General features: G+C 35.3%; 26 protein-coding genes. 7 read left to right on the top strand and 19 right to left on the bottom strand.

The annotated features are described in order from the left end of the window. Window positions 1–505 precede the first annotated feature (505 nt). From arsB to HNQ00_RS10520, 5 genes are all read right to left on the bottom strand, one after another. Window positions 506–1,576, bottom strand: a complete 1,071-nt coding sequence (gene arsB, locus HNQ00_RS10540) for an ACR3 family arsenite efflux transporter (protein ID WP_173838463.1) — start codon at window positions 1,574–1,576, stop codon at window positions 506–508. 2 nt (window positions 1,577–1,578) lie between these two features. Continuing rightward, on the bottom strand, window positions 1,579–2,211 hold the full coding sequence (locus tag HNQ00_RS10535) for an arsenate-mycothiol transferase ArsC (RefSeq protein ID WP_173838461.1): 633 nt from the start codon (window positions 2,209–2,211) through the stop codon (window positions 1,579–1,581). Window positions 2,212–2,227: 16 nt separating this feature from the next. Beyond that, complete coding sequence (locus tag HNQ00_RS10530) at window positions 2,228–2,698, bottom strand: DUF6428 family protein (protein ID WP_173838459.1); 471 nt, start codon at window positions 2,696–2,698, stop codon at window positions 2,228–2,230. Window positions 2,699–2,716: 18 nt separating this feature from the next. Continuing rightward, window positions 2,717–3,049, bottom strand: a complete 333-nt coding sequence (locus tag HNQ00_RS10525) for an ArsR/SmtB family transcription factor (protein WP_173838457.1) — start codon at window positions 3,047–3,049, stop codon at window positions 2,717–2,719. A 180-nt stretch (window positions 3,050–3,229) separates the two neighbouring features. Beyond that, entirely contained in the window at window positions 3,230–3,490 is a 261-nt protein-coding gene (locus HNQ00_RS10520) for a heavy-metal-associated domain-containing protein (RefSeq protein WP_173838455.1), read from the bottom strand. 218 nt (window positions 3,491–3,708) lie between these two features. Between HNQ00_RS10520 and HNQ00_RS10515 the strand changes: the two genes are divergently transcribed. Then, entirely contained in the window at window positions 3,709–4,068 is a 360-nt protein-coding gene (locus HNQ00_RS10515; RefSeq protein ID WP_173838453.1) for a hypothetical protein, read from the top strand. Window positions 4,069–4,119: 51 nt separating this feature from the next. On the opposite strand, the gene HNQ00_RS10510 is transcribed toward HNQ00_RS10515, so the two are convergent. The 3 genes from HNQ00_RS10510 to HNQ00_RS10500 all read right to left on the bottom strand — a co-directional run bounded on the left by HNQ00_RS10510 (window position 4,120) and on the right by HNQ00_RS10500 (window position 7,325). Next, complete coding sequence (locus HNQ00_RS10510) at window positions 4,120–5,325, bottom strand: ammonium transporter (protein WP_173838452.1); 1,206 nt, start codon at window positions 5,323–5,325, stop codon at window positions 4,120–4,122. Between the two features lie 34 nt (window positions 5,326–5,359). Beyond that, window positions 5,360–5,698 (bottom strand): P-II family nitrogen regulator, encoded by a 339-nt coding sequence (locus HNQ00_RS10505; RefSeq protein ID WP_173838451.1) that lies wholly within the window; start codon window positions 5,696–5,698, stop codon window positions 5,360–5,362. A gap of 463 nt (window positions 5,699–6,161) precedes the next feature. Next, complete coding sequence (locus HNQ00_RS10500) at window positions 6,162–7,325, bottom strand: hypothetical protein (protein ID WP_173838450.1); 1,164 nt, start codon at window positions 7,323–7,325, stop codon at window positions 6,162–6,164. Window positions 7,326–8,041: 716 nt separating this feature from the next. On the opposite strand from HNQ00_RS10500, the gene HNQ00_RS10495 reads away from it, so the two are divergent. From HNQ00_RS10495 to msrB, 6 genes are all read left to right on the top strand, one after another. Further along, a complete protein-coding gene (locus tag HNQ00_RS10495; protein ID WP_173838449.1) occupies window positions 8,042–8,737 on the top strand; it encodes a TIGR04282 family arsenosugar biosynthesis glycosyltransferase in 696 nt (231 codons plus the stop codon). Window positions 8,738–8,781: 44 nt separating this feature from the next. Next, window positions 8,782–11,766 (top strand): TonB-dependent receptor, encoded by a 2,985-nt coding sequence (locus HNQ00_RS10490; RefSeq protein ID WP_173838448.1) that lies wholly within the window; start codon window positions 8,782–8,784, stop codon window positions 11,764–11,766. 184 nt (window positions 11,767–11,950) lie between these two features. Next, window positions 11,951–12,940 (top strand): phosphotransferase, encoded by a 990-nt coding sequence (locus HNQ00_RS10485; protein WP_173838447.1) that lies wholly within the window; start codon window positions 11,951–11,953, stop codon window positions 12,938–12,940. Window positions 12,941–12,950: 10 nt separating this feature from the next. Beyond that, the gene (locus HNQ00_RS10480) at window positions 12,951–13,913 is read left to right on the top strand and encodes a nucleoside hydrolase (protein ID WP_173838446.1); all 963 of its coding nucleotides are present in this window, start codon (window positions 12,951–12,953) and stop codon (window positions 13,911–13,913) included. Window positions 13,914–14,062: 149 nt separating this feature from the next. After that, window positions 14,063–14,695: a peptide-methionine (S)-S-oxide reductase MsrA gene (gene msrA, locus HNQ00_RS10475; protein WP_173838444.1), complete on the top strand. Its 633-nt coding sequence runs from the start codon at window positions 14,063–14,065 to the stop codon at window positions 14,693–14,695. Window positions 14,696–14,701: 6 nt separating this feature from the next. Then, entirely contained in the window at window positions 14,702–15,259 is a 558-nt protein-coding gene (gene msrB / locus HNQ00_RS10470; RefSeq protein WP_173838442.1) for a peptide-methionine (R)-S-oxide reductase MsrB, read from the top strand. An 85-nt stretch (window positions 15,260–15,344) separates the two neighbouring features. Here msrB and HNQ00_RS10465 read toward each other — a convergent pair whose 3' ends face one another. The 11 genes from HNQ00_RS10465 to HNQ00_RS10415 form a co-directional block, all read right to left on the bottom strand. Next, window positions 15,345–16,031 carry a haloacid dehalogenase type II gene (locus HNQ00_RS10465; RefSeq protein ID WP_173838440.1) on the bottom strand — a complete coding sequence of 229 codons (687 nt, stop codon included), beginning with the start codon at window positions 16,029–16,031 and terminating at the stop codon, window positions 15,345–15,347. Between the two features lie 14 nt (window positions 16,032–16,045). Further along, window positions 16,046–17,125: a glycoside hydrolase family 113 gene (locus tag HNQ00_RS10460; RefSeq protein WP_173838437.1), complete on the bottom strand. Its 1,080-nt coding sequence runs from the start codon at window positions 17,123–17,125 to the stop codon at window positions 16,046–16,048. Between the two features lie 186 nt (window positions 17,126–17,311). Beyond that, window positions 17,312–18,742, bottom strand: coding sequence for a dihydrolipoyl dehydrogenase family protein (locus HNQ00_RS10455; RefSeq protein WP_173838435.1), 1,431 nt, complete (start codon window positions 18,740–18,742; stop codon window positions 17,312–17,314). 134 nt (window positions 18,743–18,876) lie between these two features. Then, on the bottom strand, window positions 18,877–19,137 hold the full coding sequence (locus tag HNQ00_RS10450) for a hypothetical protein (RefSeq protein WP_173838433.1): 261 nt from the start codon (window positions 19,135–19,137) through the stop codon (window positions 18,877–18,879). A 34-nt stretch (window positions 19,138–19,171) separates the two neighbouring features. Further along, window positions 19,172–19,753 (bottom strand): sigma-70 family RNA polymerase sigma factor, encoded by a 582-nt coding sequence (locus HNQ00_RS10445; RefSeq protein WP_173838431.1) that lies wholly within the window; start codon window positions 19,751–19,753, stop codon window positions 19,172–19,174. 22 nt (window positions 19,754–19,775) lie between these two features. Further along, a complete protein-coding gene (locus HNQ00_RS10440) occupies window positions 19,776–21,014 on the bottom strand; it encodes a mannosyltransferase (RefSeq protein ID WP_254598488.1) in 1,239 nt (412 codons plus the stop codon). A 107-nt stretch (window positions 21,015–21,121) separates the two neighbouring features. Beyond that, window positions 21,122–22,603 carry a cellulose synthase family protein gene (locus HNQ00_RS10435; protein WP_173838427.1) on the bottom strand — a complete coding sequence of 494 codons (1,482 nt, stop codon included), beginning with the start codon at window positions 22,601–22,603 and terminating at the stop codon, window positions 21,122–21,124. 28 nt (window positions 22,604–22,631) lie between these two features. After that, complete coding sequence (locus tag HNQ00_RS10430; RefSeq protein WP_173838425.1) at window positions 22,632–23,321, bottom strand: glycosyltransferase family 2 protein; 690 nt, start codon at window positions 23,319–23,321, stop codon at window positions 22,632–22,634. 6 nt (window positions 23,322–23,327) lie between these two features. Continuing rightward, the gene (locus HNQ00_RS10425) at window positions 23,328–23,720 is read right to left on the bottom strand and encodes a toxin-antitoxin system YwqK family antitoxin (protein WP_173838423.1); all 393 of its coding nucleotides are present in this window, start codon (window positions 23,718–23,720) and stop codon (window positions 23,328–23,330) included. Between the two features lie 84 nt (window positions 23,721–23,804). Continuing rightward, window positions 23,805–25,397: a 4Fe-4S binding protein gene (locus tag HNQ00_RS10420; protein ID WP_173838421.1), complete on the bottom strand. Its 1,593-nt coding sequence runs from the start codon at window positions 25,395–25,397 to the stop codon at window positions 23,805–23,807. A 1-nt stretch (window position 25,398) separates the two neighbouring features. Beyond that, window positions 25,399–26,694 carry an NAD(P)/FAD-dependent oxidoreductase gene (locus HNQ00_RS10415; protein WP_173838419.1) on the bottom strand — a complete coding sequence of 432 codons (1,296 nt, stop codon included), beginning with the start codon at window positions 26,692–26,694 and terminating at the stop codon, window positions 25,399–25,401. Window positions 26,695–26,754: the final 60 nt, after the last annotated feature.

Raw genomic sequence — 26,754 nt, 5'->3', positions numbered from 1 at the left:
TTGATAATTACTTCCAAATAAGCATGGTCAAAAAGCAACTACAAAACACGACAATGAATAATTTGCGAATTTGCGGTTGACTGTTTTAGTATCGAACAGGCGATTTAATTATTTTAACGTATAAAAATTAAAGAACCGCAGATTCACAAATTAAGGTTTTACATAATTTGCGAATTTGCGGTAAATTTTTCTTGATAATATTGATAATTACTTCCAAATAAGCATGGTCAAAAAGCAACTACAAAACACGACAATGAATAATTTGCGAATTTGCGGTTGACTGTTTTAGTATCGAATAGGCGATTTAATTATTATAGCGCATAAAAATTAAAGAACCGCAGATTCACAAATTAAGGTTTTACATAATCTGCGAATTTGCGGTAAATTTTTCTTGATAATCTTGATGATTACTTCCAAATAAGCATCTTCAAAAACAACTACAAATGAAGCAATAAATAATTTGCGAATTTACGGTTAACTTTCTCTTCTTCTTCAAGAAATAAAACTATGTACTCGTTTGGAAATACTTTTTTCTAAACCAGAAAGCAACATTTACTAAGGCGATTAAAGCGGGAACCTCTACCAGCGGGCCTATTACTCCTGCAAATGCTTGGCCACTATTGATTCCGAAAACGCCTATCGCAACGGCAATGGCAAGTTCAAAATTATTCCCTGTAGCTGTAAATGCGATTGCTGTGCTCTTAGAATAATCGGCACCAAAATACTTCCCTATAAAAAAGCTGACTACAAACATAACGGTAAAGTAAATCACAAGAGGAATAGCTATTCGAATCACATCCATTGGGATTTGAACAATTAATTCTCCTTTTAAACTAAACATCAAAACAATAGTAAACAGTAGCGAAATCAATGTAATAGGGGAGATAAAAGGGATGTATTTTTTTTCAAACCATTCAGTACCTTTTAATGCAATCAATGTGTATCTACTGATGATTCCTAATGCGAATGGGATTCCTAAATATATCCCGACACTCTCTGCAATTTGGCCAATACTGATGTTTACTTCAAAACCAGTGTACCCAAAATAGGGTGGAAGGATTGTAATAAAAAGATAGGCATACACGCTGTAAAGCAGTACTTGAAAAATACTATTTAGCGCTATGAGACCTGCTGCGTATTCACGATCACCATCGGCAAGGTCATTCCATACAACAACCATGGCAATGCAACGTGCAAGACCAATCAAGATGACCCCTATCATGTATTCTGGGTAGCCATTCAAAAAAATCAATGCTAATGCAAACATTAAAATGGGGCCAATAATCCAGTTAAGAACTAGAGAAGCTCCTAATACTTTAGTGTTTTTAAAAACCTGACCCATTTGTTCGTATTTCACCTTAGCGAGTGGAGGATACATCATTAATATTAGTCCAATAGCTAAAGGGATATTTGTTGTACCACTAGAAAAGCTATTGATAAAGTTTCCGCTCGAGGGAATGAAATAACCAATAGCCACACCTACAGCCATTGCTAGAAATATCCATAGTGTTAAGTAGCTGTCAAGAAAAGAAAGCTTTTTACGGTTGGCTACAGGAGCACAATTAGTTGCCGACATAATTATTTTTTAATTTGTGAGAAAACGTAAAACAACTCGGTTGCGATTTGCATACTGCGTTCTTGGTATTTTTCTTTTTGCTGTTCTGTTCCATCAAAGGCTTTAGGATCTTCAAATGTGATGGGAATTCTTTTCTCGGCACCAGCAATAAAAGGACATCCTTGGTCTGCTGCATCACAGGTAAGTATGGCTGCAAACTCGGCTTTTGGATTAAACTGATCGTCAAACTTTTTAGAAAACCCAATAATAGGATGTTCGTTATCAGTGAACTTTATACTGTACACCGGATTATCAGCTTGCGATATTTTGGCAATTTTGAAACCAGAATTCGACAAAGTTTCTGCAACGATAGGGAATAAAGCGGTAGCCTCAGTACCACCTGAATAGCAAAACACATTGCTAAAATTAAAATAAGAGGCGGCCGTTTGTGCCCATACTTGAGACAAATGGCTTCTTCTAGAATTGTGTGTACAAATAAAATTTAAACGAACTTCGTCATTATTACTCACTTTTATCTGGATATAATCGATCAACGGCTGTAGAATTGTGCGTCGTTCTTCGTTGATATTCTCTGGATGAAAATTTAAAATTTCTTGTTCTATTTTTGAGAAAATTTGTGTTTTTGATGGTAGCATTTCCTAGTGATTTAGTTTAACAACATCCTCCGCCTGGTGTGCAAGTATTATTTTGCACTGGGATTTCTGATAATTTAGTTTTTGTCTTTTCTTGCGGAATCCCACATTGATCTTCGGCAAGACAGGCTGTAAGTTTGTTTAACAATAGAAAACTTTCACCATTAAATCCCAAATCGTATTTCCCTATTGTTCCTGCTTGATATTCTACTTCTACTTCAAGATCTTCAATCCCTAGCACTTTTTCTGAAAGCGTGATGATGTCCAATAATCTTTGTGGCTTTAAACGGTGCTCAAAATCATTAGCATCCCATAACTGAAAATTTACGACTGTCTCTTTTCTAACTTTTCCACCACAATCAATAAAATTTTTGGTAACCAAACCTACTTCTGTTACGTGAAAATGTTCAGGAACATAATTTCCATTAGGTAACTGGAAAGTCACATTTTCTAATGAGGTCAACTGATTTTTAATTTCTGATAATTTCATAATTCTTGATTTTATATTTTAACAACATTGTTTTTTTTGATTCTCTAAATACCCATTAATGCTTTCGAAGAAAACTTTGATTTTTGCGAAGCCTTCTTCGTTGAGACAATAGCAAATTGCATTTCCTTCAAAATTCCCTTTGATTAATCCAGCGTTTTTTAACTCTTTCAAGTGTTGCGAAACTGTAGGTTGAGCAAGTGGTAGTTCATTTACAATGTCACCACATACACAACTATCCACTTTTATTAGATGTTGAATAATAGCTATTCTCGCAGGATGTCCTATCGCTTTGGCTAGTACGGCCAATTCATTTTGTTCTTCTGTAAAATTTGCTGTTTTAGTGATTCCCATTGTTATATATCTATATTGCAATATTACGATAAAGGTTTTAGTAATTATTCAATATCTAGATTTTTTTTTATTTTTTTTCGAAATAAAGGACTTAGCGATAAATTAATTGCAAATTAGAAGGCATAAAAAAACTCCAACAAATTATAGTGTTGAAGTTATTACTATGTGTAGTATGTACTGTTACAGTTCAAATAACGACTTGGGAACCGCATGAAATCCTAATGATTTTACGGTATCTTCAACGGTTGTTATTTTTACAATTCTGTCTGTATGCACATTGAATTCTTTTGGGAATATGTTGTCGTCAATTGCTACTTCGGTTATTCCGTCGACTGCTAAAAGTGCGGTTCTAATTGCGTGTAAGTCGGCTGTTTCATTTGCATTTGTCCCAAATACTTTTCCGTAATTACCTGGGATTACATTGTCGTCCATTAAGCTCATAATGTGTGTGTTTTAATAATTATATTTTGATTTTTTAGTTTTATAAAATTACGACTGGACTGCATTTGGAATTTTATAGTATCGTGCTTATATGTTACAATATCTAAAGGTAAAGTGAGAGAAGTCAAATATGATTCCTAATTTTATAAAAGGAAATTAGCAACTAACGCTTGCCTTACTCCTATAAATTTGAAAAACAAACTATAAATAGAACGATCATGGAAAATAATAACGACCACTTAGATAAAGAAAGAAAAATCACTAGTAAAATTGAGGATGAAAAAATTCCAGACTCATTATTGTATCCCGCTAGCGAAGATATCTATAATAAACTAGAGAAAGAGGCAGACGTCAACCCAGAAGACATTACTAAAAATAAAGTAGCGGTTGAGGAAGGCTTATCAGGTTTAAACGAACTAAGTTTTGAGGATGACATGAGTGGAGCAGACCTTGATGTTCCAGGCTCAGAATTAGACGATGCACAAGAACGTATAGGTAATGAAGATGAGGAAAACAATTATTACAGCATAGGTGGTGATAATCACAATGATTTAGAAGAAAGTAGAGACGAGGTCTAAAAGTAAAAAACCGCCAATTATGGCGGTTTTTTCATGGTTTAATTTAAATAATTAATCGTTGTACACATTTGTACCGTGCTCATGAATGTCAAGTCCGTCGATTTCTTCTTCTTTAGTTACTCTCAATCCCATTGTTTTCTTAAGGATAAAAAGTACTATAAAAGAAGCGACTGCTGCCCATGCAACGATTGCCGCTACTCCGGTGATTTGCACAATTAATTTGTCTATACCACCACCGTAAAACAAACCACCATCTGTAGCGAAAAATCCAACTAATATTGTTCCTAAAGCTCCGCATACTCCGTGAACAGAAACGGCTCCTACAGGATCATCAATTTTTAATTTTTTGTCAATGAACTCAATTGAAAACACCACGACGATTCCGCAGATTAGTCCTATGAACAAAGCACCTAACGGACTCACAGCAGCGCATCCTGCAGTTACACCTACAAGTCCAGCAAGCACACCGTTTAATGTCATTGAAATATCTGGTTTTTTATAAAAAATCCAAGTTATAAACATCGCTGCTAATGCTCCAGTGGCTCCAGCTAAGTTTGTTGTGATGAAGATTTCGGCAACTTTAAAAGCATTATCACCAGAAATTGCTAATTGTGATCCAGGATTAAATCCAAACCAACCTAACCATAGAATAAACACCCCAAGTGCTCCTAGTAGTAAGTTGTGCCCAGGGATGGCATTAGATTGTCCATCAGTATATTTTCCTATTCTAGGTCCTACCATAGCAGCAGCTACAAGTGATGCAACACCTCCCACAGCATGTACTACAGTAGATCCAGCAAAATCAGTGAATCCCATTTGAGCTAACCATCCACCAGCATTCCAAACCCAGCTACCAGAGATAGGGTAGATTACTAAGGTCATTAATAGTGAAAAAATCAAGTAGGTTGTAAATTTTGTTCGTTCGGCAATTGCACCAGAAACTATCGTTGCAGCAGTAGCAGCAAATACAGTCTGGAAAAATAAACTGTGCATGTCAGGTAAACTATCAAAAAAAGCATACTGACTCATATTTCCTATTAAACCACCTATAGAATCTCCATACATTAAAGAGTATCCTACGGCCCAAAAAGCAAGACTTCCAATACAGAAATCCATTAAATTTTTCATTATTATATTTCCTGTATTTTTTGATCTTGTGAAACCAACTTCCACCAAGGTGAAACCAGCTTGCATGAAAAAAACCAGTATTGCACAAATTAATACCCACATTAAGTCCATTGCAGTATTCGTATCCATAATATTTCTATTTATATGTTAATGTAAAGTCGCATTAGTTTACTGCGTCGTTTCCTTTTTCTTTAGTTCTAATTCTGTATGTTTCTTGAATATCTGAAACGAAAACTTTTCCGTCTCCTACTAATCCTGTAGCAGCTGATTCTAAAATAACAGCCACGGTACGATCTAAAAAATCATCAGAAACTACGATCGACAAGTATCTTCTTTGAATGTCGCTAGTGCTATAGGTTACTCCGCGATATACATGTCCCTCTTTTTCGTTTCCTACTCCAGTAACGTCCCAGTAGCTAAAGAAATTAACACCTATTTCGTGCAATGCTTTTTTAACATCAGAAAACTTAGATTTCCTGATTACGGCTTCAATTTTTTTCATTTTTTTTAATGGTTTTGGTTGGTATTCGTTTTGGTTATTGTATCTATAATTGTAGAAATAGAGCTGCTAATAAATGAATAATTTACAGCCATTTTTCACCTCATTTCTTTTACGAATTTATTGGTTTTAGACTGCGACACCGTGAAAAATTGAGTGTTTTTAACGCAAAAGCCGAATAATTATGAATATTTGAAAATGAAAATCAAAAAATAGTAATAATTGATTTTAAGAGTTATAAATTATTGTATTCATATCTTAAAAATGAGGGGTGGTAGTCGTTTAAGTTGGTTTTTTATAATTTTGTAGGTGTAAAATAAGGGGGTTAAATTTATTTAGTTACATATTATTGAAACATATGGTTGTAAAATAGGGGGTGTATTGCATATTTTTTTTAATTAGGCTCAAAAAAAAGCCCTTCACTCAAAGTAGAGTGAAGGGCTAGATTATTTTGGGAGGAATACTGCTAAAAGTAGTATCCTATATTCATGTTGAAACGTACTTCCCATTTGGCACCATTAGTACCGTTTGCTAAAGCGGGTTCCCATACGGGTCCTAACCAAGGTTGGTTTTTTCCAGCCGCGGCATCAAAGTAGGTGTAAATATTTCCTGCAGTAACGAGTACTCCGGTTACATTCATGATACTGTCAGCAAAGTCACTATTTATCTTCTCTAGATACCCGTAGTCATTGTAGAATTGTAAGGAAGAAACGGGTCCCCATTTTACTGGAAGCGTGTAAGAAGCTCCAAGTGTATAGGTGTTCCCTGTAGCCGCAACGAGGTACGGCGCACCGTAAGCGGTCATTGCAACCACTTCTTTGCTCTCTCCCTCAGGTCCCCTTGTTGATTTTTTATATTTTGTTACTTGGGCTTTAACGCCAATGCGTTTATACTTTAATTGATACTGCAAAGCAAGGGCGTAATGCGATCCCATTTTTTCAGTGTCTAAATTATACAAACCACCATACTGCGCCGATGCACCAATTTTATGACTAATACTATCACCACCAAAATTATAATCCAGTTTACCGTTGACTTGGTTTACTTCTTTATTTCTAAATTCTAATACACCATCACCATCTAAGTCAATTGAAGCAACGTCATAAGAGTAACGGCTATTCGAAATGTCTGAGTTATTACCGAAATTCATTTCCTCAGCATTTTTGAAAAAAGCCAAAGCGTAATTCCACTTTTTATCAGTATGCGTGAATTTTACCCCCATATCGTGATCGTCTTCAAGACCTATATAATAGTTGATACTAAAAAACCAGTTGTGCGAGTTGTAAGTTGTATTCCCAAAAGGGACTTGGGTCAAACCAACTTGGATTTCGTTCTTTGGATCAAAATCATAGGCTAGCCAACCTTGCTTTAACATTCCACCTCCAAAACCATCAGAGTACAAACGGTACTCTGCATTTAATTTTACGCCTTTATATTTTGCTTTGGCGTTAAGCCTGAATACATCGTAACCAAAATCACCTCCACGCTTTTTCTGTCCTGGTTTCCAAGAAGATAAATTATAGTTAAATCGTAAAGCTCCTCCTATTTCTACTTCGGGTTTGTCTTGGGCAATAATAGTTGATGATGATAGCAGCAGGAAGCTTACTATCAAAGTAATTTTTGAAAACATGTAAAGTTATTTTAATTTAAAAAAGAATTATGAAAACGAAAAAGCGTTATTTAAAAGCCATTCACTTCGCCACTCTGAGTATAGAATAGCTGCGAATTAAGGTTGGTTTTTACTTTTAAAGACATTGTATTATTTTTCATTTGCATGCTGCAAAGGTATAAATAAATATTACTTTGACTAATTCTCTAGCGACTGGTTAGGGATTATTGCTTTGTAGCAGCTTTTAATTTTAAAGTTTTTATCGAAAGCAAAAGGCGTCAAAGGCTAGCTATTACTCGTAGTGGGCGCCTATTACAAGTTAGTAGCATGCCTATTGTCGACGGCTTTATACTGATGACTGATTGCTGCAGTGTCAGAAAGAGTGTATAACAATAGAGTAAGTTGCAGGGCACTTTGCAGTATATAAATTTCACGCACAGCTTAATTTTATTAAAAATATTAAAGCGGTAGAAAGTAGTTCAGGCTGTTGATTGTTTGTGTTTATTGCTTTGATTTATAATATGCTATGTAATGGTGGTAAATACTAAAAGAAAAGCTAGGGATAGTAGTTGCTTAAAAATCACGAAAACAATTATCTTTTTTAAAACTACATATTGCCTATTTACGTAAGTATTATCGAATGTATTGATTGTATCTTTGAACCTGTATATTCTTGTTAATAATAAATAAATTTTATTTGTGTCAGGAATAGCAATGAGACACGTCTCTTTTACTGTATGAATTTAGATAATAGACAAACTTCCTCAACGGCAATATTGCTCTTCGCTCAAAGCGATGCAGTCGATAGCGCTTTAAAACCATTTGCTGCTACTAGAAAGCAGAATGATTTGTTGTGGCATCATCTAAATCAGAAAGTTTTACAAACGATTAAAAAAACTAAGCTGCCATTTTTTGTTTCGAATGAGCAAACGCAGCAAGGAACGCATTTTGGCGCTAAGCTAAGTCATGCTGTTCAGGGATTGTTTGATAAAGGCTTTGAGAATATTATTATTGTAGGGAATGATTCGCCTGGACTTACAGTGAAGCATTTTGAGGCAGCCTGCAAAGGACTAGCAAATGGAAACCTAGTTTTAGGTCCGGATTTTAATGGGGGAACCTATCTTATCGCACTTTCACGCGCTGTGTTTAACCAAGAGCAGTTTGCACAAATTGACTGGCAGACAAAACACACCTTCGCTGATTTAAAAGACCTTGATAATGACAGCGCGTTGCTATTGCAACCATTATCAGATTTTAATAGTTTAAAAGATGTTAGAAATATTGCAAAGGGCTTCTCCTTTTACAGTGTTTTTATGGCACAATTACTGTCGCTTTTATATTATCAGCAGCCTTTAAATAGAGTAACTAAAAAGCAGTATACATTTGAAATTGTTGGATTTAATTTTAATAAGGGATCGCCTGCATGGCTGTAATTTCCAAAATCTTATTCGAATATTTATCCAAAATTTAACTTTAAATGAAACATTTTTTATTGTTTTTATTACTGAGCGTGAGCACTATGGCCATTGCTCAGCAAGACTTGTCAGTGTCTGTAATTGACTTTAATACGCAAGCACCTCTAGAAAACATTCAAGTATTATTATTAAATAGTTCTCGTAACAGTAGTTTTCAACAAACATCAAATGCGCAAGGGAAAGTCACTTTTCGTGGAATTCCTGCCTTAGATGGATACCAAGTTATTTTTGAAGGATCATCAGCGTTTGCTGCTCAAAAATCTGAGTATGTTAGTGTGCGTTCAAATCAAGCACCAAACGTGACTTTATTGTTAGCGCCTCGCACTGGGGATGATTCTAATCAATTAAACGAAGTCGTAATTACAAAAGGGGCAACAGCTCAAATTAACCGTCGTGATGCGGAGGTTTCATTTGAAATGAAAGCTGCAGAAATTCAGGAAATACCAGTTGAAGGTCGTGACATTACACGTGTCCTGTTCCGTTTACCTAATGTATCTCAAGCGACTGGATTTTATGCTGAAGCACCTAATGTGAGTATCAATGGAGCGAGTTCTGGATACACCTCTTATTTAATTGACGGATTAGACAATAACGAGCGCTTTTTAGGCGGACAAAAATTTGCAATTCCGTCTGGATTTGTAAAAGATATTACCGTATTAACAAATAACTTCTCGGCAGAATACGGATTGACAGGAAGCGGAATTGTAAATATCACACCGCGTTCAGGATCAAATGAAACAACTGGAGAAGTGTTTTTTATCTCTAGACCTGGTCCCTCAATTGATGGAAAATCAAGTTTTGCACAAAGAGATTTATCAGGAAATCAGGTTAAAAATGGTTTTGCTCGTTACCAAGCGGGTGGAGGAATTGGTGGCGCTTTAGTGAAAGATAAGACTTTTTACTATGTGAATTTTGAGCATACGACAGATATAAAAGACAATTTATTAAACGTACCAGCATTAGGTGTTTCTGAAACCGTACGTGGTACGAATACTTTCAATTATTTTTCGACAAAAATCGACCAAATTTGGAATACTAATTTCAATTCGTCTTTGCGTGCAAATGTGGGAGTTATCGACGTTGAGAGACAAGGTGGTGGTTTAGATGGCGGATCAACTTTTGCTTCAGCTGGAAATTCGCAACAGCGCAACAGTATTTTGTTGGCTTTAAAGAACAGTTATAAATTTGGTAACTTCTCAGGAGAAACAAATGTGCAGTATAGCAGATTTAGATGGAATTATGCAAAACCATTTAATCCAGGTGCTCCACGGGTTACTGTTTTAGGCATTAATGACGAAACTTTAGGAGTAATTGGGAATCCAGGATATGTATTTGATGCTATCGAAAATACAATCCAAATTCAACAAAAAGTCAAATACTATGCAGAAAATCACACGATAAAAGCGGGAGTAAATTTCATTAGAGGAGATCATCAATTGATTGATGGTGGAAATCCAGCAGGAAATTACCGTGTGAAATTGAACCAGAACCAGATCGACGCAATACGAACTAGTGGAGTAGGAGGAGCACTGAATGTGAATGATATTCCGCTTGATGCTTCAGTTTTAGATTATGATGTTGAGTTACGTCAAGCCTCTTTTGGAACAAACCAAGACATTTACTCTGCTTATGTAGAGGATTTATGGGCTGTTTCTGCTCGTTTAAATCTAACCCTAGGCTTGCGTTATGACTATGATAATTTATCAAAAGGCGGAAGCGATAAAGGCGATTTTAACAACCTAGCACCTCGTTTTAATTTTAACTATAAATTAAATAACTCAAGTAGTTTAAGAGGAGGTTATGGAATCTCGTATGATAAAGTGAACTATGCATTGTACAGTGATGCTTTAGGACAAAACACCACTTCAGCTAGTTATAAGTTGCAATTAGAGGAGTTAAAGCGATTGGGAATATTACCAGCAGATACTAATATAGATAGAATTACTTTTAACGGTAAGCTGGCTGCAACGGTATCAAATGTTGGTTATTTACAAGGGCCTTCAGCAAGCGATTTACAAGGAGAAAGAGAAAATATTTTTTCGAATGAAAGACGTATTTTAAATCCTAATGGCTATAAAAATTCGTACTCACATGAATTTGCTTTAGGGTACCAATTGCAATTGACTGATGAGCGCATGTTTTTTGTGGATTTAGTTCACAATCGTGGAGAAAATTTATCACGTCTACGCAACTTAAATGCTGTGTCTGAATATCCTATTGATCCAGATAATGTGGTGATTAGAACTCGTAATGAGGCAGATGCAAGCAGACCAATCCCTATTACTAATGGTAGTGCTGTAATTAACGGTCAAACGGTAACTGGTATTGCTAGAAGTGTAATCATGAGTGAAAACGAAGGGAAGTCAAGATATTATGCGATGAGTTTTAATTATCAAAAGACAAGAGGTACAGATGATTACTCTTACCGATTGAATTATACTTTGTCTTCAAGTAAAAATGATACCGAGGGAATTAACTTTAGAGCATCTGATGGAAATAATTTTGCTAATGAATGGGGACCATCTGTAAATGATAGAACGCATAACATTAACGGAATTTATAGCTATTATCCTTTTAAAGGAACTACAGTTACCTTAGCAGGGTTGCTACAAAGTGGACAACCTATTAATAGAATTCCACTAGGTTTTGGGACTACTGACTTAAATGGTGATGGCGCTAGTTTTTCTGATGCATATCAAGGTAATAGTGACCGTTTTCCAGGTGAGGGTAGAAACAACGATCGTTTGCCATGGAATACAACATTTGATTTAGGAGTGCAACACCAAATCACAATTTCAGGTAACAACAAAATCGAATTGCGTGCTGATATTTTCAACTTATTCAATGCAGAAAACTTGAGTGGATACAGTAATAATGCAACACAAAGTAACCAGATTCAAGGTGGATCTAGTGCTAGCGGATTGTTCACACAAAGGAACGCTTCACCACCAAGACAATTTCAGTTTGGTGTACGTTACTTGTTTTAATATAATAATACAATCCTGCAGGGCATAATCGTCTTGCAGGATTTTTAAAGTTGCGTTAGGGATAGTAGCGGCATCTTGCCATTAATAAAACAAGGCTTTTTACTAGCCGTAGTTTTACATGGGGAATACAGCGAATAGCCCGCCCACCTTTTTTTGGTGGGAACGCCCAAATAAAAAAGAATCTATGTTTATACTAAATGCAAATGAGCCAGAAGAATTGGCTGTATATTTAAGACAACAACAGTGGTTGCAAGAAGATGAGACCATCGTTTCATTAAGTAAACCGGGAGAAGGCAACATGAATTGTGTTTTACGTGTAGAAACCGAAACGCGTTCTTTTATTGTAAAACAATCTCGCGATTATGTTGAGAAATATCCTCAAGTGGCGGCTCCTGCTGAGCGTGCTATTACAGAGGGTGCTTTTTATAACAAAATTGCGACTTCTAAAAAAGTGCAAGATGCAATGCCTGTATTAATGGGCACGGATGTTGTTAATAATTTAATAGCGCTAGAAGATCTAGGTAAGACAAATGATTATGCTGTTTTATATGGTTTAGACCAAAAAATAAGTGAAGGAGAATTGTTAGAATTAGTGGTGTACTTGAATGGGCTGCATACTGATTTTGAAAAAACGGTGACTGATGAGGAGCTTTCTAACAAAGCAATGCGCGCGCTGAATTACGAACATGTGTTTGAATATCCTTTTAAGGAAGACAATGGTTTTAATTTAGATGTTGTTCAAGAAGGATTGCAGGCTTTAGCGATGCCGTTCAAACAAAATAAAGAACTTAAAGAAAAGATTTCGGAGCTAGGTACGCTTTATTTATCGAATGGAAAGTATTTATTACACGGTGATTTTTATCCAGGGAGTTGGTTAAAAACAGATGCAGGAATTAAAATTATCGATCCTGAATTCTGTTTTTATGGCATGCGTGAATTTGATTTGGGTGTTTTTATTGCTCATTTATATTTAACGCAACAAGACGCTAGTACGGTGGCTTTTATTAAGGAGCATTACAAATCGTTTGATGATTTAAATTTCACCATATTAAATGGTTTTATAGGAACAGAAATAATGAGAAGGTTGATAGGTCTTGCACAACTACCTCTAAAAATGGATTTAAATACTAAAGTAGCGCTACTTGCATTTGCTCAAAAATTAATTACAGAATAAAACGACGACTATGAAAATTAAAATTATTGCACTAGCACTATTACTTTCGGCGGCAGTACAAGCTCAGAAAAAAGTGTGGTTTGACACAGATATTATGATCGGGATGCCTGATAAAAGTGCTCGCGAAGTTGATGATGGTTTCACATTAATTATGGCTTTGAAACAACCCCAAATCGAAATCGTAGGAATTAGTTCAATCACCTATGTTGATTATAGCTTTCCTATTATAAACAAGATTTTAGGTTGGCACAATAAAGGAGCAGCAATTCCTGTATATAAAGGCTCGCCTAATGCAGATGATTTAGGAGTAGAAAACGATGGTACACGCGCCTTGTACCAAGCTTTGAAAAAAGAAAAACTGACAATATTGGCATTGGGACCAATGACAAATATTGCCACTTTAATTCAAAACCATCCTGATATTATACCTCAAATCGAAAAAATTTCTATTTGTGCTGCAAGAACAGAGGGATTGCCATTCAATCCTGGAAACGGAAAATTGAATGTTTTTGATTACAACTACGAACTGGATTATAAATCTATGGATGTCGTGCTTAATTCGTCTATTCCGTTAGTATTTGCAGGATATGAACCTAGTTCTTACACACATATTGGTAACATTGATTTGGCTTCATTAGACCAGTCACTAGAAGCTGATAAGTGGTTGTATGATGTTGTTCAACCGTGGATGGATAAAAACGAAAAATATTTTGGAGTAAGGGGATTCATTCCTTTTGACTGTTCGACACTAGGTGTAATCACACATCCAGAATATTTTACTTACTATAAGGACATTCCCATTAAAGTCAATTATAGAAAAAATGATGCGCTAGAAGTACAACCAGATACGCCTTATAAGAATTTTCTAGAAGTTTCTTATAAGTACAAAACCAAAAGAAAGGTAGATTATGCAATTCGTGCTTTGCAAGGCTTTGAAGAAAAGATACTGGAAACTATGAGTGTCAAAAACTAACAAAATTTTAGGAGTTGTTGTAAAACCGTCTTGAAAAATCGGTCGTATATTACAGAACAATACAAGAAGAAAAGGATAATCAAGTAGGTAGTGTGATTTGTGTTTACTGAACTGATTATTAGTAATTTATAATTTTAAAGAAAACGGATATGAAAATGAAGATAGCAGGCATTGCCTTAGTGATGTTTACAATGTTAAGTTGTAAAGCACAAACCGAAAAATTATCGTTAACACCTAAGTCAGGAAAAGCTGTTGCAGTATTTGCAGAAGGTTGCTTCTGGTGCAGCGAGCATGTTTTTGAGGCAGTAGTAGGAGTAGATGAGGCTGTTTCAGGATACAGTGGAGGAGCTTTAAAAAACCCTTCGTATGAAAAAGTAGGTTCAAATACTACAGGTCATGCTGAATCAGTGGCTGTTTTCTATGATCCAAAAAAAGTTTCTTATCGCCAGTTAGTAGATGTGTTTTTTGCATCTCAAGATCCTACAACTCCTAACCAGCAAGGACCAGATCGTGGATCGTCTTACCGTTCAATTGCTTTTTACAGCAATGCGGCTGAGAAAAAAATTATAGAAGATAAAATCAAAGACCTTACTGCTAAGAAGGTTTTTGCAAACCCTATTGTTACTGAGGTAAAACCAGTTTCTGAATTTTACAAAGCAGAGGCTTACCATCAAGACTATGTAAAGCATAATCCTAATCAACCGTATGTAAAATCAGTTTCGGTTCCTAGATACAATAAATTTAAAAAGACCTATAAAGGTGCTTTGAAACCTAATTCTTAAATTGTTATGAAAAAATATACAAAAATTGCAGCGATTGCATTAGTAGCTTTTGGTTTTATGGCGTGTATGCAAGCCAAAAACAGCCAAGCAACTTCAAGTACAGAAATAGCTTCGAATGATGCTAATACAGCAGTACAACAAGCGGGCTTATCATTAAATGACACTTCATTGAAGAAGGTTGAAAAAACCGATGCTGAGTGGAAAAAAGAACTTACAGATAATCAATATTACATTTTGCGCAAGAAAGGAACAGAGCGTCCTTTTCAAAATGAATTTAATGAGAATCATAAAAAAGGACATTACTTTTGCGCTGCGTGTAAACTACCTTTATTCTCCTCTGAAGCTAAGTTTAACTCGGGTACGGGATGGCCAAGTTTTTTTGATGTAATAAATAAAGATCGTGTTAAAGAAGTAGTAGATAAAAGTCTAGGAATGGTGCGCGGAGAAATTGTTTGCGCACGTTGTGAAGGCCACATAGGACATTTATTTGATGACGGACCTAAGCCTACAGGATTAAGATATTGCATGAACTCAGGAGCAATGTTGTTCCAGGAGTCCAAGTAGTTAGATTTGGTTAATTGTTTTGTTCAAAAAAAGGGCGCTTGTTTCAGTGAAACAAACGCCCTTTTGGGTTTTTAGTGTAGCGCAATTATTGATAAGCAGCTACTAATTTTTCAGCCATTTTTAAAATATCTTCAGCTATAAAATTAGGGTCTTTTGATAAGCTATAAAGTGACTGCCCTTCACGCTCGATAAAACCAGTGGCTAGACCAGCGTGTGTAGCACCAGCAATATCCCAACCGTGAGCCGCTACGAGTAGCATTTCTTCTGGTTTAACTTTAAGTTGTTTTGCTGCCCATTGGTATGTTTCAGGAGCAGGCTTGTATTTCCCTAAGGAATCGATGCTTAACGCTTGCTCAAAGAAATGCGTTAATTTTGAGTTTTCTAATTGTGCTTGTAGCGCGCCATCAGGAGAATTAGTAAGGGTAATTAGTCTAAAACCATTTTCCTTCAAGACGGTTAAACCTTTAGCTACATCAGGGTAGCTCTGCAAGGTCTTAATTAATGACAAAGTTTCTTTTACTTGATCCTCAGATACCTTTTTATTCATAGATACTGCAGCCATTTTTAATGTTGCTGTGGCGATAGTAGTAAAATCATTGTACTCTTCAATACTATTTGAAACAGTCGAGTAATGCAATAACATACCAAACCATATTTTAAATCCTTGCTCTTCACCTAATAATTCATTGACTGATTTTTTAAGAGGTGTCATATCTAGTAAAGTTTCATTGACGTCAAAAACTATTACCGGTTTATTTTTTATTGTGCTCATGCTTATTTAATTTATTAGTTGTACCATTTTTTAATCACTGCTAATGCAGGTTTATCTTGCGGCGTGTAGTCTACTTTATTCTTAGGTTTTTTATGGTAATCATCAGCATACCATTTCCAAGCAAATCCACCTACAAACCAGGGCTCTTTTGTCATTGTTTGATATAATGCTTCGTATGCAATAGCTTGCGCTTCATTGTTTATATCATTTTTATTTTCGGTCCATGGTGCTTCTGCAGCAAAGTCAGTATTGCGGTAACCGTACTCAGAGAACATTACTTTTTTACCAAATTTCTTTTGCACCAATCGCATTTTATCTAGGTGTTTTGCCCATCCATTTTTTACCGTTTTTAAAGAAGGATTCTGCTCATTAGACAACGGAAAATAGGCATCAACACCTATGTAATCTAGTTCGTCCCAAAACGGAACCTTGTCGTAATCATCCCAATTAGCGGCATAGGTCAATTTTCCTTTGTATACCTTTTTTATCTTTGCGATCAATTGCTTCCAGTATTGAGGTCGCTTAGCTACCGAATTTCCTAGCTCTGTGGCAAAACAAAAAAGTTCGATATTTTCTTGTTGCGCTAGTTTAGCAAAATTCATTATATAGTCTTCATACTGACTTTCCCAGCGTTGCCACTGCTCCTCTGTATCAAAGTTTAAATTTCCAGTATAAAAGTTGTGATTTACCCATAAATGTGGTTTTAGCATTACCGTCATATTGTGACTATGCGCCATTTTTGCGCTGGTGATTATACCTTCTGTGCGTTCGCCCCACCATTGTCTTTTATTATTGTAGTTCACCGTAGCCGCATCCATATCAACATAAGCATAGGGAATAATAGATACTGCATTGACATTATTTTTTAGTAAATCCTCTAAGGTACTTTTGTTTAAAGTATTGATAGGCGCAACAAGATTCATTCCTTTATATTCCATGGGGAGACTAAGCCGCGTAGGTCCTTCAAGATCATTCATAGCCAGATTAGCTTTCACGTTATCTGTTACCATGCGTTTCTTTTGATTTGCGATAAAAAAATAGCCAATGACCAATAATACTAGTAGCGTACAAAATATAGTTATGTTTTTTTTCATAGGGGAAAATGCTTTGTCGTTTAGCTTACTATTAACAACTAAACTATTATATTTTCGAAAAATTGAATCCATACAGTCAGTAATTGCAGCTCGATTTTTCTATTCGAATATTCATTTTTCGAAATTTAAGATTTTATTTTAAGACATTATCTTTAAATTTTCCTAAAACTGACGAGGCTGCAGCTCCTAGCTAAACATTTTAAATGCTAGGTGGATTAACTTTTTACTTTGATCAGTAATTAATTTCATCTTTAATTGTCCTATCGCTTTCTGGTTGATCCTTGATGCTACAGGGTAAGGGTAAACCTTTCCGGCGATTGTATTGATTGACATTCCGGATACATTTGCTAACAGCAATTCCTGAATTAATTCACCCGCCTTGGGAGCGACCATGCTTCCACCTAAGATACGTTGTTTTTGAAACCAAAACCCTTTTGATACATAGAGAATTAATTTTCCGTAACGGTAATCGTCTACTATAGCACGATCATCATTTGCAAAGTCTTGAACTATTTTTTCAAAAGTGATATTTTGCTCTTTTAATTGTTTCTCGTTCAAACCAAAGGTTGCTAGTTCAGGATCTGTAAATGTGACCCATGACAGGTGTTTGTTGTTTAGTTTTTTCTTGAGTGGCGAAATCAGATTATTCAATATCAAGCGTCCATGTTGCTCTGCGGCATGTGAAAATTGTAGGTTGCCAGCAATATCACCACATAGCAGTATATTTTTATTAGTTGTTTGTAAATAGTCATTGACTACGATACGTTCTTTTTCAACTTTAATGTTAGCCTTTTCTAAGTCTAGTCCTTCAATGTTGAGTTGGCGTCCTATGGAAACAAAGAGAGCGTCTATTTCAAGAGTCATTTCTATTCCTTCCTTTGTTTTTAATACAGCAGTATTTGCCGATTCAAAATGGCTAATGGTAGTGTCAAATAATATTTTTATTCCAGCATCTTCTAATCTCTTTTGTAAAATTACCGTAAGCTCTTTGTCATCATGTGAAAGAATGGTATTGCTGTGCTGTACAACGGTAACCTTTGATCCTAATCTTTGAAAAGCCTGTGCCATCTCTATACCTATAGGGCCAGCACCTAAAATTAAAAGCTTCTTAGGCAGTTCGTCTATCTTAAAAATACTGCGATTATCGTAATATGTCACCTTCTCTACGCCGGGAGCCGTAAATTTTCTAGGTCGGGATCCAGTCGCTAGTACTATTTTTTTTGCTTGGTACGTTTCATTTGCTACACTCACTTGATTGGCGGCTGTAAATTTAGCTTCTCCTATTGCGATGTCAAATCCTTCCTTCTCAAAATACTCTTTATTTTCATGCGCACGAATCACTTCTTGCCCTTCAAAAATGTAGTGCATTACTTTTTTTATATCTACCTCAGGAGATAATTCTAAGCCAAATTTGCTGGCCGCTCTGGCATTATGAACTACTGCTGCAGCGTGAATCAATGCCTTGCTAGGTATACAGCCATCATTCAAGCAATCGCCGCCTATTTCATGTGCGGTTTTTGAAATCATTAGTACTTTAAAGCCTAGCTTTACCATAAATCCTCCTACGCTTAATCCTCCAGATCCTGCTCCAATAATTATAAGGTCGTATTTTTTCATGTTGTGTTATCTTTTAGTGTAGGTATAGACAGTTGTTCAGAGGATTCCTGACTCTTGCAATGAAAAAAAGCCAATAAAGAATGACTTTATTGGCTTTTTATATGTTGTAATCTCATGAAAATATCAGGGATTAATTAAGGTTGTACTTCTTTAATGGCATTAACAATTTTTTGCTTTTTATCAGCATCCATTTTTTTGCTAGCGACATTTTTTTTCAAAAACATTCTTGAAAATGCTGCATCTAACAGTTTCGATTGTTTTGCATAAGCAGAACAAGTAGTGCACAACGCTTTGTGTGCATTTAATTGCAGTTTTTCGGTAGCAGTTAATGCGGTAGATAGTTGTTTATCAATTAATTCAGTTGATTTTTGACAACTATTCAATAATTTTTTCATTATAAAACGCATGTTATTTACAATTCAAATGTTATTAAATCCATTTTTTTTCTAGGCACTTCTTCATCAGTAATTTAGCACGATGTGTCACTTGCCAATAATTAGACGTTGTCATTTCTAAATCCTTACAAATTTGATCGGTATTTTTTTCTGACAAATATTTTGAAGTTATGGCGAGGTTCCACTTAGGTGGTAATTCTTCCATACATTGTTGTAAAATAAGATTAAAATCGGCATTGTCTAGTAACTCTTCGTCCTGATTCCACAGTGGATTAATATCAGTGTTTTTCCAACAGCCATCTTCAGTAAAAATGTCATTTGATAGTTGGAAACCGCTATCCTCAGTAATGCTGAAGTTTTTCTTTGTCGTTCTAGCAGCTATCCTATAATAGTCAATAATTTTATTATTTAGTATCGAAAATAACCAAGTTTTAGGTTGGCTTTTTCCCTCAAAAGAAGCAATTTTATGAAATGCAGCTAGAAAAGTTTCTTGCACTAAATCTTCTGCAGTCTCTTTAGACGAAGTTTTATGAAAGGCCCAAGAAAACATTTCGTCACTAAACTGGCTAACCCAATTTTCTAAAATAGTTGTTTCTTTTTGTTTGTTATCGACCATAAATTAGAGATGTCAGTTTCTTTTATTGGTCCAAATATACTCTTTTTTCAGATTGCAAAAAGCCACTTTTTTCATAAATTATAAACCCTAGCACGAGACAATACTCAATTGCGATTAACCAAAGGTTCTCTTCAAACGTTGCTTTCGCGTAAGCGCTATAGCTTAAAATTATTGTCAAACTCCATATGAGTTGGTACTTATACTTTGTGAAAACGCCTATCAAGATTAGATTCATAACATACCATGGATGCACCGTTGTCGAACTAAAAAAGTAGACCGTTAAAACAATTAGCATCACATTAAATAAGCTCAAAGTAGAAGAATCTCTTTTTTTAAAAGCATAATATAGTATAAATAATATCATTAAAACAGGCATGTATTTTCCCGTAGTGTGAATTGTATTGTAACCTGTGATCCAGATTCCTACCGCCCTAACTATGTAGTAAAAGCTAGCATTAAATTCAAAATTTGTAAACCAGAGCCCTATTGTTTCGGTATAATTGGTAATTAGTTCTTGGGATAAGAACGGTAGAAATAACCCAACATTTGTAGCAATAACGATACTGTAAAAAGCAACCGATTTTTTAAATCCTAGTTTCTGTAGATACAAAGGCAATAGGAGTAGGGGTAATAGTTTTGTAGAAATTGACAGCGCTAATACTACCGCTGCAGTTTTCCATTTATCTTGATGCAATAAGTACATGCTCCAAATAAAGAAGAACAACATCACACTCTCAAAATGTAGATTTGAAACCCCTTCGATAATAACTAATGGATTCAAAATGTACCAGAAAATCATGTACTTTTCTTTACCAACTGCAGTTAATAATTTGCTTCCAAAATAAAGTGTTCCTAGATCAGCTATAATGATGATAATTCTCAAAATCACCACTGATGGGATAATCGTATCACTCCCTAATATCGAAGCTAAGGCAAACAATAATTGATTAACAGGAGGATAGTTAGAGTAATGACTAGCGCTTAAATTACCCATTCCATCAAACAGTTCTTGCGCATTTGCGATATTGAAGCTTGTTTGTTGCATCAAATCATTAGGCAAATACAAGTAGGGGTTCATGCCTTGCAACAACAATCTACCATCCCAAATAAATCTAAAATAATCCTGAGATAAATTAGGTAATACTCCTATGAAAACAACTCTAAATAGAATCGCTGCTACTAGTAAGAACTTTAAATTGTCTTTTTGAAGTTTAATGATTTGGTACACTAAAGCGAACAAAAAAGTAAAGCTAATCGTCAATTTTAAAAATTCTTGTCGCTCTAACACGTAACCTATGTATCCATAAGTAAGCAAGCTTATCACTAATAAAAAGTAGGACTTATATGTGTTTAATACACCAATTTCCACTAGTTATTGTCGGTTATTGATTTTACAAATACAAATGTATAACCGGTAACTAGCATCAGGTGTAAAGCGATGATGCTGTAATCGTTTAAGATTACCGCACTGTAGATTCCAAAAATGAAGTAGAAAATTAAGCCCCCTTCGATAAAGATGTTTTTAGAAATCTTTTTAGACAAGTAGGTGTTTTGTTTCCATTTGTCCTTAAGTCCTTCTATATTTAATTTAGGTGTTCGAATAAATTCACTTTTCTTACCCCACAATCCCTCTAATACAGCAATTGTATTGTGAAATGAAAATCCCATCACGATTGTGTAAAAGGTCATAAACATGCTAGTATAACGTAGAAAATTTTTGAATCCGCCACCGTGTAAATTTTTGAAAGTCACCCAGTAGCTGATGAAAAATAATAACGAACTAATTACAAAAAAGACTAAAATATCAAAGATTGCGTCAAACTGTACATATCTATTTTTAATGTATAGAACAGGAACACTTAATATCGCCATCATAAAAACAGCTAGAAACATCGTACTATTCAATAAATGCAATACACCATGTACTTTAGTTTTAAAGCATGTGTTTTCTGACTGTACTAATCGAATAGCATTTTTACTAAAATTTTCAGCACCGCCTTTATTCCATCTAAATTGTTGTGAACGTGCGGCACTTATAATTGCCGGAAGTTCGGCAGGAGTTTCTACTTGTTCTAGGTATTTAAATTTCCAGTTTTTCAACTGTGCACGGTAGCTTAAGTCAAGATCCTCAGTTAAGGTATCGCTTTCCCAGTTTCCGGCATCGATAATGCATTGCTTGCGCCACACACCAGCTGTACCATTGAAATTAATGAAGTGAGATTTAGAGTTACGACCTACTTGCTCTAAAGTAAAATGGGCGTCAAGCGCAAAAGCTTGTATTTTTGTCAAGATCGAATAGTCACGATTCAAGTGGCCCCAGCGTGTTTGTACAACACCTATTTTTGGATCCTTAAAATACGGAATTGTTTTGTACAACCAGTCTTTTTGAGGAACGAAGTCAGCGTCAAAGATCACTATAAACTCACCTTTGGCGTTAACTAATCCTTCCTTTAAAGCACCCGCTTTATAACCAGCTCTTTTTGTTCTTTTTATTTGTTTAATGTCGATACCAGTGGCGGCTATCTTCTCAATAAGCGATGCGGTATCAATAACGCTATCATCAGTACTGTCGTCTAATACTTGGATCTCTAATTTCTCTCTAGGGTATTCCAGTTGAGCAATTGTCGTTAACAAGCGCTCAATTACATATTTTTCATTAAAAATAGGAAGCTGTATGGTTACATACGGTATCTCTTCAACTTTTGAAAAGTCAAATTGTACCGATTGATCTTTAATTTTTTTACTCTTTAAATAATTAAGTAATAAATTAAATTGGGCAAGACTGTAAAAAAAGACAAGTAAAATGGAAACCGAGTATAGAATTACGATGAAGTAAGAAAGCTGTAGCATGATGGTATAGTGTAACTATTTTAGATTGTTATTTAAAGGTGTATTTAAAAATCCAACCTATAATTTTTATTCCGGCCATAAAAGTACCTTTTACAGTTCCAGAAATTTTTGAAACACCAATTCGGTTTTTATAACGAACCGGGATTTCGACATAAGAGAATTTTTGTTTTAATGCTTTTAACTGCATTTCTACCGTCCATCCGTATGTTTTGTCTTCCATATTAAGGGCGACTAATTTATCGTATTTTATGGCTCTAAACGGACCTAAATCTGTAAAGGTAGCACCAAAAAAAACTTTCATCAAAAATGTTGCTAGCCAATTACCAAAAACTTGCTGCGGTGTCATAGAATTTTTTTCTCTAAGATTTGCAGCTCTAGCACCAATTACAAGATCAATTCCATCTGTGATTATAGGTGCTACAATTTTTGTTAACTCCTCAGGATAATCTGAGTAATCACCGTCCAAAAATACTATAATATCTGGTTTATTAGGCAATTTAGAAATATAATCTAACCCTTTTAAACAAGCATATCCATATCCTTTTTTGTTTTCTGTAAGTACAGTGGCTCCAGCGCTTTGGGCTACTGCTACCGTATTATCAGTAGAATTGTTGCTAATTACAATGACTTCGTCTACATAACAGGGGATGTCTTTGATGACATTTGCTATTGCCTTCTCCTCATTGTATGCAGGTATTATGACTTTAATAGTATTCATTATCTTTTATAGCGTGTTATCTTTTTTATAATCTGAGAGAGAGGTCCATTCATTTGTTTTCACTCCCGCTTTGTAACGTTCTGCTTTTACTAAATTACCGTTTTTGTATAATAAGCATAGTCCGTTAAGGACATTGTTTTTAAATTCGGCTTTTTTCAATGTTACGCCTTTTTCATCATAAAAGAGCCACCAGTCTACTTTTTTATTGGCATCAAAATGTCCTTCTTCTTTTTTCTTGCCATTATCATAATAATAATACCAGTAATCTGTTTTTTGATTTGCTACAGACCAGCCTTCTGATTTCATTTTTTGATTATCAAAATAGTTTTTTACATATACCTTTTGTGCCGTCATGTTCATGACAGAAAATAGGCTCAAGATAAGTAGTGATTTAAACATTTTGATTTCGGTTTTGAAATAATTGCTGTAGATAGCAGTACAAGACTATTTATTTACAGCAATTTATGATTTTATAAAAGGTGATTATTTTTGATTCACATAATCCATTAGATCTACGTCGTTCCCTAAAAGGATATCATTAGAATTGATACGTCCTCCTGGAGAATCGTTTTCTAATTTAAGCACCCCTCTTGGACAAACTGCAGAACAAACTCCGCAACCTACACATGAGGAACGTACAATGTTTTCTCCTTTTTGAGCGTAGCTACGTACGTCAATACCCATTTCGCAAAAAGTAGAACAGTTACCACAAGAAATACATTGCCCTCCATTAGTAGTAATTCTAAATTTAGAAAGTAGTCGTTGTTGCAGTCCTAAAATGGCAGCCATAGGACAACCAAAACGGCACCAAACTCTATTTCCTAAAATAGGGTAGAACCCTACTCCAATAACACCACTAAAAGCAGCACCAATTGCAAAACCGTACCATTCTCTCAATGAATTGCTATCAATAAAAAAGATGTTTTGATTTCCTGAGAAGTAGTTCATTAACAAAGAAAGAATAATGATAGCAACTAATGTTAGCATAGTAAATACGGCATCAGTATCCATATCTTTTCTTTTAAACAAGTATAAGGCGGTTGTAAAAACAGTTAAGAAAATAACAATTCCACCTATGAACTGATCTCTAGTGATAAAGCTCATTTCAGGATTATTACTTAAAAAAGTAAAGATCACTGCAATAGTCATTACAAAGGAGAACACAAGAACAGAGTGAATCATCCATCTTTCTATTTTCCAAGAAACTGTTGATTTGCTAGACAAATGTCTAAAGCTATCACCGGCAGTTTCAGCAAGACCACCGCAACCACAAACCCATGAGCAGTACCATCTTTTTCCGTAGAAATAAGTAAGGATAGGAGAGATAACAAAAATCATTGCAATACCAAACAGTAGCATAAACATTCCTAAATTACCACCTTCTATCATCGCTTTTAAATGCCAATCATTAAAGAAGTAGTAGTTCAAGGGCCACATATTTTTTAAGTCCTTTGCAAAATAAGCTTTGTCAGGATTTAATTTTTCTAATATTTCTGGAATCAAAAATGCAAATCCTAATTGAAAAAACATTACTGATAATGTACGCACTAACTGGTACTTATTATGGCGGTATTTCAAGATGAATTTATATCCTAATCCTAAAATTGCAATAGTGTATAGAGAACCATAAACAAACCATTGGCTGGCAGGTTTACCATTTAATAGTAAGCTCAAAGGGTCAAAAAAGGATACGATACCTGTATTTGCACCACCGTCAGGATTAAGTCCTAAATATTTAGGGAACCAATACAGAACCACATAAAAAGAGGTAAGTAGTATCCCTACCATCCATGCAAGCGTTCCTTTATTAGTTAACGAACTGTGCCAGATTCCGTCATTTTTAATTCCTTCAGGTTTATTTAAGTAGGTTCTGTTTGCGTAAAGCACAATACCTCCAAAAATAGCAACGATAGAAGCTGTTAGCCAAATTCCTTTGTTTGGAAAGTTGACGTTAAAAAGCGCAAGCGCCATGATAAATAGGCCAATTAGACCTAAAGAAATCCCTGTTTTTTGAATACCATCTAATACATTATTATCATGCGATGCTACCGATATGTTTTCTATAGATTTACTCATTTTATGAAGTTTTTAGTCCAGTGAATTCAGTTGTAAACTGCTGTTGTATTTCTTTGTTGTAGTTTTTGAAAAATTCTGGATCAAAGTTGGCTTGAGCCAAATGTTTCACCACATAATCAACCGATTCTTTATTAGTCAGGACTTTGTCAAAAAATTCATGTCTCATACGAATTCCAAAGGTGTTGATTCCTAAAAATTCACGTGTTTGCTTATGAAAAGCAATTCTGATTGCTTTTTTACCTTTTGAATGTTCCCAATAAAAATGATATTCATCTTCTTTTGGTTGTGCCCAAACCCACCCATAAGTTTGGTATTCGATATCTAAAAATTTAGCGGAGTTAAACCAGTGTCCCGGGCTGTATTTCATGGGGTTTCCTGTTAGGGTTTGTGCTAGCACTTCTCCCATCATTCTCCCAGTATACCACACTGCTTCAATAGGGCGTCTTAAATCGATTCCTTCATGCTGCTCAGCACAATCACCTATAGCGTAAACATCTTTGACGTTTGTTTCTAGAAAACGATTTACCTTGACTCCTCGGCCTAGTTCAATGTCAGAACCTTTTAAGAAATCAACATTAGGTGATACTCCGGCTGTTAAACCCACGATTTGGCAATCGATAGTTTCTCCTTTATCAGTGACTACCGCTCGTACGTGACCGTTGGCATCAGATAAGATTTCGACCATATTTGTATCAAGTCTCAAATCTATGTGATGTTCTAAAATATGTCTGTTAATCATGGCGCTTTCGCCGGAAGGCAAAACACCACTCCAGAAACTTTTTTCACGCACTAGAAAAGTGACAGCAATATTGCGAGAACGCAACATTTCGGCAAGTTCAATTCCTATTAATCCACCGCCTACAATAACGGCTCTTTTTGTTGTTGGAGCCCATTTTTCAAGAGCTTCAAGATCTTGCTTATGGTAGAGTCCGGTAACGCCTTCTAATTCCTGTCCAGGCCAACCATATTTGTTGGGTTTTGAGCCCGTAGCGATAACTAATTTATCGTAGCTAATCTTACTTTGATCAGCAAGTAGTAATTGCTTTTGATTGGTGATTACTTCTGTAACCATGCCCTCAAGCAGGTCGATATTGTTTTTTTTCCAGAAATCATTCTCATATGGTTGCATGTGTTCAAACTTCATGTGTCCCATGAAAACGTACATTAATGCTGTTCTCGAAAAAAAGTATTTCGTTTCAGTAGAAATGATCGTTATTTTAGCATCAGACCTTTTTCGAATGTGGCGCGCTAAAGTAACACCAGCGATTCCGTTTCCAATTATGACAATGTTTTCCATAGATAAAAAAAAATGCGTTAATAAATCCCAATCGCAATGATTGGGATTAGACTAATCATG

It is taken from the genome of Flavobacterium aeripolare, from assembly GCF_013294025.1.
Taxonomy (GTDB): Bacteria; Bacteroidota; Bacteroidia; order Flavobacteriales; family Flavobacteriaceae; genus Flavobacterium.
This window is presented reverse-complemented; position numbering and strand designations above follow the sequence as displayed.